This is a genomic window from Methanovulcanius yangii, assembly GCF_018687785.1.
Taxonomy (GTDB): Archaea; Halobacteriota; Methanomicrobia; order Methanomicrobiales; family Methanomicrobiaceae; genus Methanovulcanius; species Methanovulcanius yangii.
The window spans coordinates 1326574-1341747 of sequence record NZ_LTBL01000001.1; the positions used below are offsets into that span (position 1 = coordinate 1326574).

Annotated in this window: 16 protein-coding genes; 14 read left to right on the forward strand and 2 right to left on the reverse strand. The window is 59.0% G+C overall.

Going from position 1 to position 15174, the window contains the following annotated elements; translation table 11 throughout:
- Positions 1-2 precede the first annotated feature (2 nt).
- Positions 3-278, reverse strand: a complete 276-nt coding sequence (locus AZH53_RS06800; protein ID WP_319642759.1) for an indolepyruvate ferredoxin oxidoreductase subunit alpha — start codon at positions 276-278, stop codon at positions 3-5.
- Positions 279-692: 414 nt separating this feature from the next.
- On the opposite strand from AZH53_RS06800, the gene AZH53_RS06805 reads away from it, so the two are divergent.
- The 3 genes from AZH53_RS06805 to AZH53_RS06815 are packed head-to-tail and all read left to right on the forward strand — an operon-like array spanning position 693 to position 3930.
- Positions 693-875, forward strand: coding sequence for a hypothetical protein (locus AZH53_RS06805; RefSeq protein ID WP_319642760.1), 183 nt, complete (start codon positions 693-695; stop codon positions 873-875).
- A complete protein-coding gene (locus AZH53_RS06810; RefSeq protein ID WP_319642761.1) occupies positions 872-2074 on the forward strand; it encodes a molybdopterin molybdotransferase MoeA in 1203 nt (400 codons plus the stop codon). Before AZH53_RS06805 ends, AZH53_RS06810 begins: the two co-directional genes overlap by 4 nt.
- Positions 2068-3930, forward strand: coding sequence for a molybdopterin biosynthesis protein (locus tag AZH53_RS06815; protein ID WP_319642762.1), 1863 nt, complete (start codon positions 2068-2070; stop codon positions 3928-3930). Before AZH53_RS06810 ends, AZH53_RS06815 begins: the two co-directional genes overlap by 7 nt.
- A 55-nt stretch (positions 3931-3985) precedes the next feature.
- Here AZH53_RS06815 and AZH53_RS06820 read toward each other — a convergent pair whose 3' ends face one another.
- Positions 3986-4381 carry a hypothetical protein gene (locus AZH53_RS06820; protein ID WP_319642763.1) on the reverse strand — a complete coding sequence of 132 codons (396 nt, stop codon included), beginning with the start codon at positions 4379-4381 and terminating at the stop codon, positions 3986-3988.
- Positions 4382-4662: 281 nt separating this feature from the next.
- Between AZH53_RS06820 and fhcD the strand changes: the two genes are divergently transcribed.
- The 11 genes from fhcD to AZH53_RS06875 all read left to right on the forward strand — a co-directional run bounded on the left by fhcD (position 4663) and on the right by AZH53_RS06875 (position 15142).
- Positions 4663-5544, forward strand: a complete 882-nt coding sequence (gene fhcD, locus AZH53_RS06825; RefSeq protein ID WP_319642764.1) for a formylmethanofuran--tetrahydromethanopterin N-formyltransferase — start codon at positions 4663-4665, stop codon at positions 5542-5544.
- 107 nt (positions 5545-5651) lie between these two features.
- Positions 5652-6608, forward strand: a complete 957-nt coding sequence (locus AZH53_RS06830; RefSeq protein WP_319642765.1) for a tRNA(Ile2) 2-agmatinylcytidine synthetase — start codon at positions 5652-5654, stop codon at positions 6606-6608.
- On the forward strand, positions 6592-7482 hold the full coding sequence (mmp11, locus tag AZH53_RS06835; protein ID WP_319643660.1) for a methanogenesis marker protein 11: 891 nt from the start codon (positions 6592-6594) through the stop codon (positions 7480-7482). The genes AZH53_RS06830 and mmp11 overlap by 17 nt, the downstream gene beginning before the upstream one ends.
- Positions 7464-8429: a radical SAM protein gene (locus tag AZH53_RS06840; RefSeq protein ID WP_319642766.1), complete on the forward strand. Its 966-nt coding sequence runs from the start codon at positions 7464-7466 to the stop codon at positions 8427-8429. Before mmp11 ends, AZH53_RS06840 begins: the two co-directional genes overlap by 19 nt.
- Positions 8426-9613 carry a thiamine pyrophosphate-dependent enzyme gene (locus AZH53_RS06845; protein WP_319642767.1) on the forward strand — a complete coding sequence of 396 codons (1188 nt, stop codon included), beginning with the start codon at positions 8426-8428 and terminating at the stop codon, positions 9611-9613. Before AZH53_RS06840 ends, AZH53_RS06845 begins: the two co-directional genes overlap by 4 nt.
- Positions 9594-10733 (forward strand): homocitrate synthase family protein, encoded by a 1140-nt coding sequence (locus AZH53_RS06850; RefSeq protein WP_319642768.1) that lies wholly within the window; start codon positions 9594-9596, stop codon positions 10731-10733. Before AZH53_RS06845 ends, AZH53_RS06850 begins: the two co-directional genes overlap by 20 nt.
- The gene (locus AZH53_RS06855; RefSeq protein WP_319642769.1) at positions 10717-11928 is read left to right on the forward strand and encodes an aconitase/3-isopropylmalate dehydratase large subunit family protein; all 1212 of its coding nucleotides are present in this window, start codon (positions 10717-10719) and stop codon (positions 11926-11928) included. The genes AZH53_RS06850 and AZH53_RS06855 overlap by 17 nt, the downstream gene beginning before the upstream one ends.
- Complete coding sequence (locus AZH53_RS06860) at positions 11928-12401, forward strand: LeuD/DmdB family oxidoreductase small subunit (RefSeq protein ID WP_319642770.1); 474 nt, start codon at positions 11928-11930, stop codon at positions 12399-12401. The genes AZH53_RS06855 and AZH53_RS06860 overlap by 1 nt, the downstream gene beginning before the upstream one ends.
- A complete protein-coding gene (locus AZH53_RS06865; RefSeq protein ID WP_319642771.1) occupies positions 12398-13201 on the forward strand; it encodes a DUF7714 family protein in 804 nt (267 codons plus the stop codon). Before AZH53_RS06860 ends, AZH53_RS06865 begins: the two co-directional genes overlap by 4 nt.
- Positions 13198-14169: an isocitrate/isopropylmalate dehydrogenase family protein gene (locus AZH53_RS06870; RefSeq protein WP_319642772.1), complete on the forward strand. Its 972-nt coding sequence runs from the start codon at positions 13198-13200 to the stop codon at positions 14167-14169. The genes AZH53_RS06865 and AZH53_RS06870 overlap by 4 nt, the downstream gene beginning before the upstream one ends.
- Positions 14170-14266: 97 nt before the next feature.
- On the forward strand, positions 14267-15142 hold the full coding sequence (locus AZH53_RS06875) for a deoxyribonuclease IV (RefSeq protein ID WP_319642773.1): 876 nt from the start codon (positions 14267-14269) through the stop codon (positions 15140-15142).
- Positions 15143-15174 lie beyond the last annotated feature (32 nt).

The window sequence follows — 15174 nt, forward strand, 5'->3', positions numbered from 1 at the left end:
CCTCACTCCATTCCTTCTGCCAGGGATTTGGAAATTGAGTCCCACGGTCCTGCCAGCCGTATCACATTGAATGGACATGCCTCAACACATACACCGCAACCGGCGCAGAGTTCATTATCAACATCGAGAATCATGGCCTTGCCATTTTTCACTTTGTAGATTTTTTCGTTGGTGACTGGATCCAGTGTAAAGAGCTCCAGTGCATCAACAGGACATGCGACCACGCATGCGTTACAACCGGTACACCGCTCCATGTTGATATGCAATGCAAATGCCATGGTTTCACGCACCAGTATCATCGATTAAATCGATTACAGGAAAAGTTGTTGAAAAGAATAGATAAAGGTATTGAAGTTGGATGTGGAGAAAAAAAGCGCAAATCTCGGTTTATATTGACAATTATTGATTTACAATGAGAATAAATTAAATTGTAAATGTTAATTCATACGCTTTTTTTCCACAGATATTCACCAAATCTGCAATATATTCGACCAGAGGAATTTCCACCAAATGCCCCACGAATACCTGTGGAATTCTATGCGAAAAACACCTGAAAACCAATCATTTCTGTACATTTTTTATGCGCTGCCCTTCCGCCTCCTCAAAAGCCGTTTTGAACGGATTTCAATAACGAGCGCTCGCTGATTTTACATATCAGTAAACCTAATTTCAATCGAAGACCACACTACATCATGGACAAACAACTCATCGAAGATGCATTCAGGGAATTTGGGATCACAAATGAAATCCGGTGCGAGCAGGCATTTGAGATCTGTGAGAAATATGATATCAAAAAACTGGATATCGCCAGATACTGCAACACGCACGATCCAAAAATCAAAATCAGAGGCTGCCAGCTCGGTTGTTTCAGATGAATTACTTTCTTGATCTTGTTCCGGTGACAGAGGCTGCAAGGGTTCTTCAAACCTGTGCGCCGCGGCTTCCGGGTGAGACGGTGCCTCTCCCGGCAGCACTCGGACGGATACTTGCAGCACCGGTCAGCGCCCGTGAGGACATTCCCGGGTTTTCCCGATCGGTCGTTGACGGGTATGCGGTATATGCGGCCGACACCACAGGGGCAGGAGAAGCCATTCCCGCACTACTGACCATCACCGGCAGAATCAGCATGGGGGAGGGCAGCATTCCCCCCCTCAACCGGGGCGAGTGCATGTATGTCCCCACGGGAGGAGTCCTCCCCCATGGCGCCGATGCTGTGGCCATGATTGAATACTCGGAGGAGATGGGCAGAGACGTCCTGGTGCGCCGGGCGGTGGCACAGGGGGAGAATGTGACCCTCAGCGGGGACGATTTTCGTGCGGGCGTCGAGGTCTTCGAAACCGGCAGACGTCTCTCACCGCGTGATCTGGGTGTGCTGGGGGGACTCGGGTACGACACGGTGAACGTTGTCAGACGACCAAAGGTGGGCATCATATCCACCGGCAACGAGCTCGTCCCGGTGGATCAGGTGCCAGCCCCCGGGGAGATCCGGGATGTGAATACGTATCTCTGCCATGGGTATGTCATGGAACGCGGCGGAGATCCGGAGATCTTCGGGATCGTACCCGACGAACGCGAGGCGCTGGAAGAAGCCATTTCCCGGGCAGTCGAATCATGCGACATTGTCCTGATTTCGGGAGGGAGCTCCAAGGGTGAGCGTGACATGTGCGCTGCCATCATAGAGGAAATGGGGACAGTCCATATTCATGGCATAGCACTCGCACCGGGCAAACCGACAATCATTGGAACCATAGGAACAACGCCGGTCATCGGCCTTCCCGGCCACCCGGCATCATCGTATGTCGTGCTCATCGCCCTCGTGGACGAACTAATCGGGGCGATGACGCGCTCAGGAGTCCACCGGAACATACGAAAAGCGACCCTTAGGACGAATATTGCCTCTGCACGGGGACGGGAAGACTATGTACGGGTCCGCCTCACAGGTGACGAGGCGACACCCCTCTTTGGAAAGTCGGGCCTGACAAATACGCTCATTTATAGTAGTGGGCTTGTCCGGGTCCCGGAGTCCAGGGAAGGACTGGAGACAGGAGAAGAGGTGGAGGTCATTTTATGGTAAAACGGTATTTCAGTCTCGTCTCACTCGAAGAGGCACAACAGACGATTGCAGATTCATTTTCCTTTGTGCCGGGGTACAGCAGGGTCCCGCTTTCTGCAGCGGCCGGCAGGATTACCTCCGCTCCGGTCTTTGCCCGATCCTCCATCCCCCCCGTTCATCTTTCGGCGATGGACGGCATTGCCGTCAGAAGTGCCGACACCACCGGTGCTCATGAACAGCGCCCGGTCACTCTCCATGACGCCGTACGCCTCAACACCGGAAACGTCGTCCCGGAAGGATATGACGCAGTGGTGATGATAGAAGATGTGGAGATCGGAGCTGACGACACCTTCGTTATCCGAAGGGCGGCAGCACCATGGCAGCATATCCGCCCCGTCGGAGAGGACATTGCAGAGTCCGAGATGGTCATTCCCTCGAACCACCGCATCCGCGCCCATGAGATAGGAGCCCTTGCGGCGTACGGGATAACGGAGGTCGAGGTCAGGGATCTCCATGTAGGGCTCATCCCGACCGGCAGTGAACTCGTTCCCCCCGGCACCAGACCCCTCCCCGGTCAGGTTGTTGAAAGTAATATGCAGATGGCTGCGGCATATCTCCAGGAACTGGGAGCCACCCCCCGCCAGTACGGCATCGTCCCCGATGATCAGGAGGTCATCAGGGATGCCATCATGAGGGGGGTCGGGGAAAATGATATGCTTGTCATCTCAGCTGGTTCATCGAAGGGGACGCGGGATTATACCGCCGACCTCATCGGTGAACTCGGGGAACTGATGATACATGGTGTCGCCATAAAACCGGCCAAACCGGTCATCATTGGAAAAATCGAGGACAAACCGGTCATCGGCATGCCCGGCTACCCGCTCGCCGCATTTACCATCCTTCGCGAGGTCATCCGCCCGATGATGGACCGGTATGGCCTGCAGCCGCCCGCCCCCGAACAGTTGCAGGTGCATCTTGCAACGACCCTCGATTCGGCGGCCGGAACCGACGAGTTCGTCCTTCTCTCGGTAGGAAATGTCAATGGTCGATGGGTAGCCGTCCCCCAGTCACGGGGAGCGGGGGTCCAGATGAGTGCAGTCCGTGCCAACGCCTACCTCCGGATTCCCGCATCACGGGAAGGATTGATGGCAGGCGAGGAAGTATCGGCGTTCCTAAGCGTCCCCCGCAGGGTGGCCGGGGAATCGCTGCTTGTCACCGGCAGCCATGACCCGGCGCTGGATTACCTGGCAGACTATCTGACCGCAGACGGCGTCCTCATGCACTCTACCCACGTCGGGAGCATGGGAGGTATTCTCGCACTCAGACAGGGAGCCTGCCATACTGCACCCATGCATCTCCTCGGGGAAGGCGGCGAGTACAATATCCCTTATCTGAAGCGCTATCTTCCTGATGAGGAGCTCTCGCTGATCTGTGTTGCAGAGAGAGAACAGGGAGTCATCTCAAGAGACGGGCTTGGATTTGAAGACCTGGGCACTGCCCGCATCATCAACCGCCAGCGGGGCTCCGGGACCAGGGTCCTCTTCGATCATCTCCTCGGACAGAAAGGGATCGATCCCGTCTCTGTTGCCGGGTATGATCACGAGGTCACCACCCATCTCGCCGTAGCTCTCTCCGTCAGTGCAGGAGAGTGTGACGCAGGCATTGGGGTGTACAGTGCCGCAAAGACCCTGGGACTCGCATTCAGAGCCATAGGGACGGAACGGTATGAGATGGTCTGTCGCACACGTGATGTTGAAGAAAACGAGCAGGTGGCAGGACTCCTGAAAACCATCGCATCGGAGCGGTTCCGGGAATGCCTGAAGCATCTCGGCGGATACCGGACGGAAGAGACGGGAGCTATCCGGACGGTCCCCTGACCGGTAAGACAAGGGAAAATATATGCTCCCTTCCGGGAGCACCATTCAACACGATTTATTCAGCGGGAAGGGTCTTCTTCCACCAGAGAATCTGACCGTCCTCGACCTTGAGAACTTTGAGATATTTCACCACGATGCCATCCGGAATTGCGGAGACATCTGCATCTGTCGGTACAAACAGCATCAGCGGTTCGAGTGCAATTTTTGCCTTCTTTGCTGCTGCTATCTTTGTTGCGAACTCCTCGACCTTCTTTCCCGAAACTGACGGTTCGATGACCACTTCGACCGGATACCGCTTCGTCTGGCCAAAACGCTTGCGCCACACGACATATGGGAAGGTAACACCACCACAGTCCGGCGTTTTCTCAATCATCCAGCCTTCTTTGGGGGAAAACTGACGCTTGAGGTCACGGGAAATGTACGAGTTCATTGAATCTGTAGAAACGCCCATAATCCAATCTCCTCTAAATTAACGTTCTATTTTGTGAAATTTAAATCTATTGCTATGGTTAGCACGGAGCCGGGGGACATAAAATTCGTTTTATCCCACAATCCTAAAAATACGGGAATTTGTCAGTTTTTTTAAAATACCTTCAGCTTCGCAGTCGTCCCATTCCATGCCGGAAGAAAAGACTGTCCTGCGTTATCCTCCTGACAGACGCCTTCCTAAAAAAGAAACCTTATAGTATCCCGAAACCTCACCTAAAGAATTACTGAAACGAGGTATTATTCATGGAATTAAACGGAGTACTTATCGAAGACGAGTACGCAGAAGCATTCCCCAACTGGGCATGCCGCGTCGTTATTACTGCAATCAACGAAAAGTGGGCCATCCAGGCAGCAACCGAAGCCACCGGCTTTGCAACCTCGGCCATCGGATGCCCCTGCGAAGCAGGCATCGAGCGCATTCTCGACCCCTCCGAGACTCCTGACGGACGTCCCGGTGTTGCAGTCATGTTCTTTGCCGGCGGCAAGAAGAAGCTCAAGGAGCAGGTCGTTGAGCGCCTTGCAGAGTGTGTACTGACCTCACCCACCACGGCTGTCTTCGATGGTATGCCGGAAGCTGAGGAACGCATCGATGTCAAACTCCACTTCTTCGGCGACGGTTACGAACACAAGATCGAAGTAGGTGGCCGCAACTGCTGGGCAATCCCCATCATGAACGGCGAATACATCGGCGAAGAAGAATTTGGTATTGTCAAGGGTATTGCAGGCGGCAACTTCTTCATCATGGGCGAGAGCGTCCCCGCGGCACTCATGGCAGCAGAAGCAGCCGTTGACGCCATTGCAAAAGAGGCAGGCAGCATCTGCTCCTTCCCGGTCGTTGCATCCGGCTCGAAGGTGGGCAGCAACAAGTACAAATTCATGGTTGCAACGACCAACGAGAAATACTGCCCAACCATCCGTGACCAGGTGGAAGACAGCAAGGTCCCCGAGGGAGTAAAGGCAGTCTACGAAATCGTCATTGACGGTGTCGACGAAGCGGCCATCAAGGCGGCGACGAAGGCAGGCATCGAGGCGGCAACCAAGATTGACGGCGTCCTTCTCATCAGTGCCGGCAACTTCGGCGGAAACCTTGGCCCATTCAAGTTTGTCCTGAAGGACATCCTCTAATCTTTTTTTTATCACGCCCATGCGGCATGTTTTGCAGAGGTCACGAACGAATTGTTAAATATCTTGTTGCCGATATTCCTGTTAACGAAAATTTCGGTGACGAAAATATGGTTGTACTGACCCCGGAAGAAGTCAAAGAGAGATTCGGGCCCCTTTTTTCACGGCGGCTCCTGGTAATGGTCGATGAACGTGCACAACTTGCTGAGATCATCGAAGAGTGCCGTCACCGGGGTTCCATAGAATGGGATGTGATGAACAGGAATCGTGCCGGCGGAGCGGTCAGGAAGATCACCGTGGAAGGCTCGACAATGACGATCACCGCAAAACTGGGTACCCATGCGGCCCACTTTGGTGCGGCGGATGCAGAGATCGGCGGACAGGCCCTCGAAGGGGTCGAGGTTGACGGTGACGAGGTCATCACGCGCTGGGCAGGTATCGCCGGCGCCGGCGTGGGAGTTGCCGCATGCCTTCCCCAGGCGCCGGGTGTCCTTCGCACCGAATATGCAAGCGAAGAGGACCTGAAAGTCGGCGGAGCCCGTGCCAACCGTGCCAACATCATCCTCCCCCGCTATGAAAAGGTCACCATCGGCATCGACGACACCGACACGAAGGAGGAGGGGGCCACATGGGTGCTTGCAAGCAAATGTGCGGAGGCATGCACCATCCCGGGCGTCGAATACCTGAATATGCGCCTGATCCAGCTCAACCCGAAGGTTCCGAACAAAACGACGAACTGTGTCGGCTCTGCCCTCAACTTTGCGGTCCGCCCGGAGGCCGTCGATGACCTCTGCGCCTTTGTGCGTGATTTCATCCAGGAAAATTCGGTCAGCAGCGACACCGGGATCGCTGTTTACCGGGGAATCGAGCTGCCGTTCGAGTCCTCAATAAAGAAACGCGTGAAGACGGAGGTCCTCACCAAGGATGTCTGCGAGGAGGAGGCGGCACGCCTCGGGATTACATATATCGACACATGCGGCGGTAAGGGGCGTATCGGAGCACTCGGAGCAGTACTCTGGGCAAATGAAGGAATCGAAGCGGCAGGCCTCTATGGAGAACATCTCTGAACCATATGCGATATCCTACCCCGACATCACGGCGGTTGCGGACAGCGAAGGCACCGCGGTTGAACTTATCGAGACATTCGACTGTGTAGGCGGCGCCCTCTGGGCGGGCCATCACTACCGGAAAAGCCCCCTCGTCCGCGACATCAGGGTTCTTGGGAATACGCAGCGTTTTCTCCTCGATACAGGGTGTGTCGACCTCGAACTGGTGGGATCACACTTTCCTGCGGGAATCAGCGCGGTCGAGGTCACCGAGGATACCATCGGGATCTCCTACCGCGGCATGGGAGGCGGCGGCGTGGGTGCAAGTGTCTGCCGGGCAACGGCTCACGGTGTCCTGCGGGCGGATACCGATCCATCGGGCGGAGGACGTGAGGCTGGTTCGCGGATCTGGCTGCCCAGAAGGGAGCGGGTGGTAATCGGCATCGACGATACGGACACCCCCGAGGAGGGAGCCACATGGACCCTCGCTCATAACATTTCCCGGGCGGTGGAGGATAAGGCGACACGCTACCTCTCGCACACGATTGTTCAGCTCTTCCCGGTCCCGTACAGGACGAAAAACTGTGTCGGACTCGCATGCGAATTTGCCACCACCGATGCGGAGGGCCTCATCACCCGGTTTGCCGCTCTTCTTGAGAAGTACACCCTCTCGGAGGATACCGGAATGGCTGCATTCCGGGGATTTGATCCGGCCCCGCTTCGCCCCTTCGGATGGGCAGTCAAGAGGGGAGAGGTATCACGCAGCGACCTCGACGCCATCCGTCCGCTTCTCGATATCCGGATGGAGGGGAGAGGGATCATCGGCGCGGCGGCGGCCATTCCGTTTGCCACCCGCTATAAGGAGGCACTTGAACTATGCACTGGAGACGGCTAAAGGCCGAAATACTTGCACATGGCGGCGCACGCCCGGAAGGCGTGCCGGACCGGTGGAGAGACCGGTCGACTGCAGGTCCCGGTGCCCGGGGACCTGGAAGCTATTTTTTTGCCACCGATGCCGGACGGGTCCGGGTGGCAGTCAATCCCGACAGTCCGTTATCCCTGAAGGTCGCCGATGACGGAACGGCGGTGATCACCGGGCCGGACATGCAGGTGAAGGGATGGCTGGAGAAGGTCGCCCTTCACTGTCCCCGGCAGGCCTATATCACCCTCTCGGAGGGGTGCATCTTCGGGTGCAGGTATTGTGCTGTCCCGTCGGGGCCCGGTCGCTACAAGACCGCCGACGACGTCGAGACGCTCGTCAGAACCGTCCTCGACCGGATTGATGCCATATCGATTACGAGCGGGGTGCTCGGCTCCGTCGCAGCGGACGAGGCACGTGCGCTTGTGGTTGTCGAACGGGTGATGCAGTTTGGCATCCCGGTCGGAGTCTCCATTTACCCGACGCGGGAGACACCGCGACGCCTCCATGACCTGGGGGTGGCCGAGGTGAAATTCAATGTGGAGACTGCAACAGCCGATCTCTTCGCTGAGATGTGCCCCGGACTGGAGTATGAACTGATCTGGGAGGTCCTGAGAGAGTCCGTCGCTCTCTTTGGAAGGAACCGGGTCTTCTCCAATGTGATCCTGGGTCTCGGAGAGACCGACGACGAGATGGCGGCATGCATCCGCCGCCTGACGGAGATGGGAGTCATCCCGGTGATCCGCCCCCTGACGCCGGCGGCCGGGGTGGCCCACCTCCCCCGCCCCGGTGCGGACCGCATCCTGCATATAGCTGATATCCAGGAAGAGGCGCTCGCACAGGCGGGTCTCGACCCTTCACAGGCACGGACGATGTGTTCGGCATGTACCGGGTGCGACCTGGTACCGGGGGTGGATCTGTGAACGGCGAAGCGACACTCTCACGGGCGCTCAATGCCGCAGCGGACCGGTGGTATGCGGTGCCGGGCTACCCGGTTACCGGGATTGCGGATGCCTGTCGGGCCGAGATTACGGTAAACGAGAAGGTCGCCCTCGAATACGCACTCGGGGACTCGCTCTCCGGCAGGCGGGCTGCCGTCATCATGAAAAACGTGGGGCTGAATGCCTGTGCCGATACGCTCGTTGCTGCAGCGGTGGAGGGAACCCGTGCAGGGGTGGTCATCCTCGCCGGTGACGATGAGGAGGTGAGTGGATCCCAGCATGCCCAGGACTCCCGCTGCTACGGCAAGGTGGCGGGAGTCCCGGTCTTCTCCCCCCGCCCGGATGAGTTTGGTGAGGCGGTTGAGACGGCATTTCGTGCCTCTGAGATGTTTTCCCGGCCTGCGATCCTCCGCATCGCCTCAGGGATGCTCACCCGGCCCGCGGGCGGGGTTCCGCTCGAACGAAAGGGCATCAAAAAACCACGTCCCGACGACCGGGGGCTCACCATGCGGGGTCGCTCAGAAGCGGCAGAATACCGGCGGATGGAGATGTGCATCTGGGCGTCATCCTCTGCCCCCCGCTATATCACCTACCCTCCAAAGGTCGGCAGTGAGAGCGGATGCACCACCATCGATATCAGCGGAGATCCGCCACAGACCGTCCACACACGCGGCTATGCCCGCACCTTCTGTCATGACTGTCCGTTTCTGCCGGTGCTGGGGCTGATGCGCGAGAGGGAGATCCTCCCCGTCTGCGACATCGGATGCGCCGTCCTTGCCAAAAATCCCCCCTATTCCCTCTGCGCCGCAAGCTATTCACTCGGCTCATCCCCCGCTGTGGCGGCAACGAGCACCGGCACTGCCCTTACCGGCGATTATGCCCTCCTCCATTCGGGCATCAACGCCCTCATCGATATTGCCGAAAAGGAGAGGGACCTCCTGCTGGTGGTTCTTGCCAACGGGACGATGGGGATGACCGGCGGCCAAAGAACACCCGATATCCTGCCATATCTTTCATGGGCAGACCCGATCGTCTGCGCGGCGGACGATATCGCCCGTATCGAAGAACAGCTACTTTCTGAGAAGGCTTCCCGGAAGGGGCTGCGTATCATCTGTATTGTGGGGGAGTGTCCCCCAGGAGCACATCATGAAACCGTGGAATGTTGAGATCTGTGATGTAACACTGCGAGACGGGGAGCAGACTCCCGGCGTCTCCTTCACCTGCGAAGAGAAGATGGAGATCGCTGCGCAGATAGATGCCATCGGCGTCGAGGTCATCGAGGCAGGCTTTCCTGTCGTATCGGAGAACGAAAAGGCATGCGTCCGTGCGGTCTGCAACATGGGACTCGACGCCCGTGTCTGCTGCCTCTCCCGGGCACTGAAGCAGGATGTGGATGCGGCCATCGACTGCGGCGTCGATCTCGTCAGTATCTTCTTTGCCACATCGGACCGTCACATCCGGGTCAAATACCGGTGCTCGCGAGAGGAGATGACGGACCAGGCCCTCGGCATGATCGATTATGCCCATGACCACGGCATCGCCGTCAGGTTTGCCGCTGAGGACGCTTCACGAACGGATATCGATGTCCTGAAGGATCTGTATCTCCGGGGTGCGGAGCACGGAGCGGAATACTCCGGGTTTGCCGATACGGTGGGATATCTCACCCCTCTCGAAATGGAAGCGGCCATGCGTGACATCTGTTCCGTCGTCCCGAACAAGGTCGCAGTGCACTGCCACAATGACATGGGGTGTGCCGCTGCAAATACCATCACCGCGGCGGCGTGCGGGGCATTCCAGCTGCATACAACCGTCAACGGGATTGGCGAACGGGCCGGAAACGCCCCGCTCGAGGAGATACTGGTCGCCCTCAGGATGAAGGGGGGCATCGATCGCTACGATCTCACCGGCATCCCCTTCCTCTCCGAGTTGGTCCAGGACCATTCGGGCATCAGGATGATGGCGACAAAACCGGTCGTCGGCAGGAACGTGTTCTCGCATGAAAGCGGCATCCATATCGCCGCCATACTCGAAGACCCGGAGACATACGAATACATCCTCCCCGAGCATGTCGGACGCCACCGCCAGTTCATTCTCGGGAAACACACCGGAAGAAAAGGGCTCGAGCACATCCTGCAGAAAACCGGTACCGAACTCACCCCCGAACAGATCGGCTGGGTCCTCAACCGCGTCAAGGAGATATCGGAAGGAAAGTGTGCGGTCACCCAGGATGTCCTCCTCAGGGTCATCGAAAAAGCGCAGGAGGGCACCGATGACGACACTTGCTGAGCGCATTCTCGATGCCCCCGCAGGTGCCTATGTGGATCGGAACGTCGACCGGGCGTTTGCCCACGACGGGACCGGCGTCCTCGCCCTGGAAGCATTCCGTGAAATGGGAAAAAAGGTTCCGGCATACCCGGAGCGGATATCCATTCTCTTCGATCATCTCGCCCCGGCAAACAACAGCCAGACCGCGACCCTCCAGGCGGAACTGCGGGAATTTGCCATTGAGTGCGGCCTGCATTTCAGTGATGTCGGGGAAGGGATCTGCCACCAGCTGATGAGCGAGGGACAGGTGCTTCCGGGCGAGATCGTGGTCGGTGCCGACTCGCACTCCTGTACGGCAGGCGCATTCGGGGCCTTTGCCACCGGCGTGGGGGCGACCGACATGGCTGCCATCTGGGCCGGAGGCAGCACATGGTTCCGGGTGCCGGAGACGACCGGGATACATCTGGAAGGAACCCTTGCGGGCTGTGCCGAGGCAAAGGACATCGCCCTCACCTATGTGGGCCGGCTCGGGATGGACGGTGCGACCTACCGGGCCCTCGAGTTCACCGGCGAAGGAGCGGCAGGCATACCCATGGACGGGCGGCTGACGCTCTCCAACATGGCCATCGAAGCGGGGGCGAAGACCGGCCTCTTCTACGCCGATGCCATCACCCGGCAGTACCTCGCCGGCTACGGGCACGATGTTTCGGAGCAGGTGCCGGACGACCCGGACTATGCCGAAGAGATCACCATCGATCTTGCGGACGTCGCCCCGGTACTCTCCGTCCCGCACCGGGTCGATACCGTCGCAGAAGTGACAGCCTACGAGGGGACCCCCCTCGACCAGGTCTTTGTTGGGACCTGCACGAACGGGAGGTATTCGGACATCGAACGGTTTGCATCCCTTGTACGGGGTAAGAAGGTAAAGACCCGGACCATCGTGGTGCCGGCTTCCCGGGACGTCCTGCTCCGTGCCGGGCGGGCGGGCCTTCTCACGGACCTCATCGAGGCCGGGTGCATCATCGGGTCACCGGGCTGCGGCCCCTGCCTGGGGATGCATATGGGCGTCCTCGGGGAGGGCGAGGTGGCTCTCTCGACGGCCAACAGGAACTTCAGGAACCGGATGGGCGTCGGGGCAGAGTATTACCTCGGTTCGGTCGCAACAGCGGCTGCCAGTGCGCTCGCGGGTGAGATCCGTTCCCCGGAGGTGCTCTGATGGAAGGAACGGGACACGCGGTCTGCCTCGGCCCTGACGTCGACACCGACCTCATCATCGCCGGACGGTATCTCCGCACGAAGGATCGCTCGATCTGGGCAGAGCATGTCCTCGAGGACTACGACCCCGCCCTTGCGCCGCGCCTGCGGGGGGCGGTCATCGTCGCAGGGAAGAACATGGGATGCGGGTCATCGCGAGAACAGGCACCGGTTGCCCTCAGGGAGGCGGGAGTGGTGGCGGTCATTGCCCCGTCCTTTGCCCGCATCTTCTTCAGGAACGCCATCAACGTCGGCCTTCCGGCCATCGAATGCGACGGTCTCCCCTGCACAGGTGGCGAGTGTGTCTCCTTCTCCCTTGACGAAGGGTGGGTGGAGACGGGAGGCATCCGCTACCCTGCACGCCCACTCTCCGGGCGGATGCAGGAGATCCTTGACGCGGGCGGCCTCGTGAACTACTGGAGAGAAAAGGCATGATCTTTCCGGAGGAGTGCAAACAGGTCGGATGGGCGGAAGGATTCCCCGTCGGCGAGAAAGTCTATTTTCTCTCCCGGTATCTCATCCACCCGGTGGAGGACGGGTTTGAGATAATCGCTGTGACCCTCTCTGATACCGGCGGGATGATGAGGGATGTCGTTAATGCAACGGTCCTTGCGGGACCCGGGGATGTGGAGATGTATCCCGGCAGGGTGAATCTCCATGACCGCACCCGCCTCATCCGTCTGGCGTCGGCATCGGGACACCGTGGTACGATCTTCACCGGTCACGACGAGCACACCACCTTCATCCTCGACCCTGTCCCGGAGGAGTTGACGACCGTGCATATCTACGACGTCTCACCACCACGCCCCCACCTCGCCGACACTCTCAGAGAGCTCGAGGCGGCAGGCCTCTTCGGGGAACTCGGTATACGCTTCGAATGGCATATTGCAGATATCGCGGCAGTCGGAGCCGATGCCTATCCCTGCCGGGCGGCGGGATTTTCCTGCACCGTGGACAACGACCCCCTATCCGGGACCGAACGGGTCGCCGGATGCCTCACCGCCCGCCAGGTTCTGGGGGAATGCTACAGGGATGCCGCATTCGAGTTCGTGAATATCTGCCCTGCCGACGCCGTCGACGCCGAACCCTTCATTGCCCGGTGCTGCCGCTCCGAACGAAGCGGCATCGGGGAACACAACGGCTACTTTGGCGCCGTCGTCCACTGGGGGGCCACCCCGAAGACGATTGCCGACGCCGTCTTTGGGATGATCGAACGGTGGAGGGGGTGCCAATGAAGGTCGCCGTCGTCGAGGGGGACGGCATCGGCCGCGAGGTGATCCCGGTCGCCCACCGGGTGCTTGCAACCGTACGTCCCGACATTGACTTCTTCCCCGTCGAGGTGGGATATGGGAAATGGGCCCGTACCGGATGTGCCTGTGATGCCGACGACATTGCCGCCCTGAAATCCGCGGACGCCATCCTTTTCGGGGCGATCACCACCCCGCCGGACCCCGGATACAACAGCATCCTCCTGCAGATCCGCAAGGAACTGGACCTCTACGCAAACGTCCGCCCGGTGAAGGGCGAAGGATTTGATATCCTTGTTGTCCGGGAGAATACGGAAGGGCTCTACTCGGGGATTGAATGGCGCGAGGAAGACCGGTCCTGCACCGTCCGGGTGATCACCGTGAAGGGAAGCCGGCGCATCGGACGATATGCCGCCGGGCGTGTGAGGGGGCACGGCGGGCACCTGACCATCGGCAACAAGGCAAACGTCCTCAAGTCCGATGTCCTCTTCAGGGAGATCTGCATCGAAGAGGCGATCGCAGCAGGGGTCCATTGGGATACCGCCTTCATAGATGCCCTCACCCTCGATGTCCTGATGCACCCGGCGCGATATGACGTGATCGTAACGACAAACATGTTCGGGGACATCCTCTCCGATGCCGCCGGGTACCTTGTGGGGGGCCTCGGCCTCCTCCCCAGCGCGAACATCGGCGACCGCCACGCTCTCTTCGAACCGGTGCACGGGAGCGCCCCCGACATCGCGGGGACCGACCGGGCAAACCCCATCGCCGCAGTCAGGAGTGCGGCAATGCTCCTCGACCATGCAGGAGACCATGAGAACGCCGTTCTCATTGGGACCGCCATCGAAGATGTCCTCTCCCTCGGGATCCGGACCGCGGATATGGGGGGCGTCGCCGGCACCAGGGCGTTCGGCGATGCTCTTGTGCGGGCCCTCATCCGGCGGAAGAATTCCTGAAGCAGGCGAACATCCCCTTCATCCACCGCTCTGTTTTTTCGGATGACCACATCCCTGCCCACACAACCCCGATTATATCCATGGAGAACCACAAGAGATGTATATGAAGGTTCGTATCGGGTGCCACGTCTCCATCGCGGGGTCCCTTGCCGCTGCCATCCCGCGTGCCCTGAAGAGGGAGTGCAGCACTTTCCAGATCTTTACCCGCAACCCGCGGGGCTGGCAATACAAGGACATCGCAGAGGAGGATTCCGCCGCCTTCAGGGAGGCGGTCGCCGCTTCGGGAATGAATCCGGTGGTCGCCCACATGCCCTATCTCCCCAACCTCGCCTCTCCCAGGGATGAGGTCTACGACAAATCCGTCACTACGCTCTGCGCGGAACTGGAGCGTTGCCACCACCTCGGCATCCCGTATCTCGTTACGCACCTCGGCAGCACGCTCGGGACCCCGGCAGAAGAGGGTCGGGAGCGTGTTGTCCGGGCACTCGGTGCAGCACTCAACACCCATGCAACGGAGGTCACCATTCTTCTCGAAAACACCGCCGGCTCAAAGAACACCATCGGAAATCGATTCGATGAAATCGGGAGCATATTAGACGAAACCGGCGAAAATAACCGGCTCGGCATATGTTTTGACACCTGCCATGCCTTCGCCGCCGGCTACGACCTGAGAACCTCCGCTTCGGTGGATGCGGTGATGGAGGAATGTGACGACACAGTGGGAAGTGAGAGAATCCATCTCGTTCACCTGAACGATGCAAAGGCGGACCTCGGGTCCGGGCGCGACCGTCACGAACACCTGGGCGAAGGCATGATCGGACCGGAGGGCCTTGCGGCGGTTCTGCGGCATCGCGCTCTCCACCATCTCCCCTTCATCTGCGAGACACCCGTTGACGACCGCCGGGATGATCTCGGCAATATCCGGTACGCCGTCTCTCTTGCAGAGGGGACGACCGGCACCGGGCCACTGTGATCATTATTAGGGATCGAACCCAATGCTTGAAG

Bases quoted from the DNA above. Each gene is read 5' to 3' on its own strand.
- AZH53_RS06875 (WP_319642773.1), top strand. From the start codon at position 14,267: ATGTATATGAAGGTTCGTATCGGGTGCCACGTCTCCATCGCGGGGTCC.
- AZH53_RS06860 (WP_319642770.1), top strand. From the start codon at position 11,928: ATGGAAGGAACGGGACACGCGGTCTGCCTCGGCCCTGACGTCGACACC.
- AZH53_RS06830 (WP_319642765.1), top strand. From the start codon at position 5,652: ATGGTTGTACTGACCCCGGAAGAAGTCAAAGAGAGATTCGGGCCCCTT.
- AZH53_RS06840 (WP_319642766.1), top strand. From the start codon at position 7,464: ATGCACTGGAGACGGCTAAAGGCCGAAATACTTGCACATGGCGGCGCA.
- AZH53_RS06805 (WP_319642760.1), top strand. From the start codon at position 693: ATGGACAAACAACTCATCGAAGATGCATTCAGGGAATTTGGGATCACA.
- AZH53_RS06850 (WP_319642768.1), top strand. From the start codon at position 9,594: ATGAAACCGTGGAATGTTGAGATCTGTGATGTAACACTGCGAGACGGG.
- AZH53_RS06815 (WP_319642762.1), top strand. From the start codon at position 2,068: ATGGTAAAACGGTATTTCAGTCTCGTCTCACTCGAAGAGGCACAACAG.
- AZH53_RS06855 (WP_319642769.1), top strand. From the start codon at position 10,717: ATGACGACACTTGCTGAGCGCATTCTCGATGCCCCCGCAGGTGCCTAT.
- AZH53_RS06820 (WP_319642763.1), bottom strand. From the start codon at position 4,381: ATGGGCGTTTCTACAGATTCAATGAACTCGTACATTTCCCGTGACCTC.
- fhcD (WP_319642764.1), top strand. From the start codon at position 4,663: ATGGAATTAAACGGAGTACTTATCGAAGACGAGTACGCAGAAGCATTC.
- AZH53_RS06865 (WP_319642771.1), top strand. From the start codon at position 12,398: ATGATCTTTCCGGAGGAGTGCAAACAGGTCGGATGGGCGGAAGGATTC.
- AZH53_RS06810 (WP_319642761.1), top strand. From the start codon at position 872: ATGAATTACTTTCTTGATCTTGTTCCGGTGACAGAGGCTGCAAGGGTT.
- mmp11 (WP_319643660.1), top strand. From the start codon at position 6,592: ATGGAGAACATCTCTGAACCATATGCGATATCCTACCCCGACATCACG.
- AZH53_RS06870 (WP_319642772.1), top strand. From the start codon at position 13,198: ATGAAGGTCGCCGTCGTCGAGGGGGACGGCATCGGCCGCGAGGTGATC.
- AZH53_RS06800 (WP_319642759.1), bottom strand. From the start codon at position 278: ATGGCATTTGCATTGCATATCAACATGGAGCGGTGTACCGGTTGTAAC.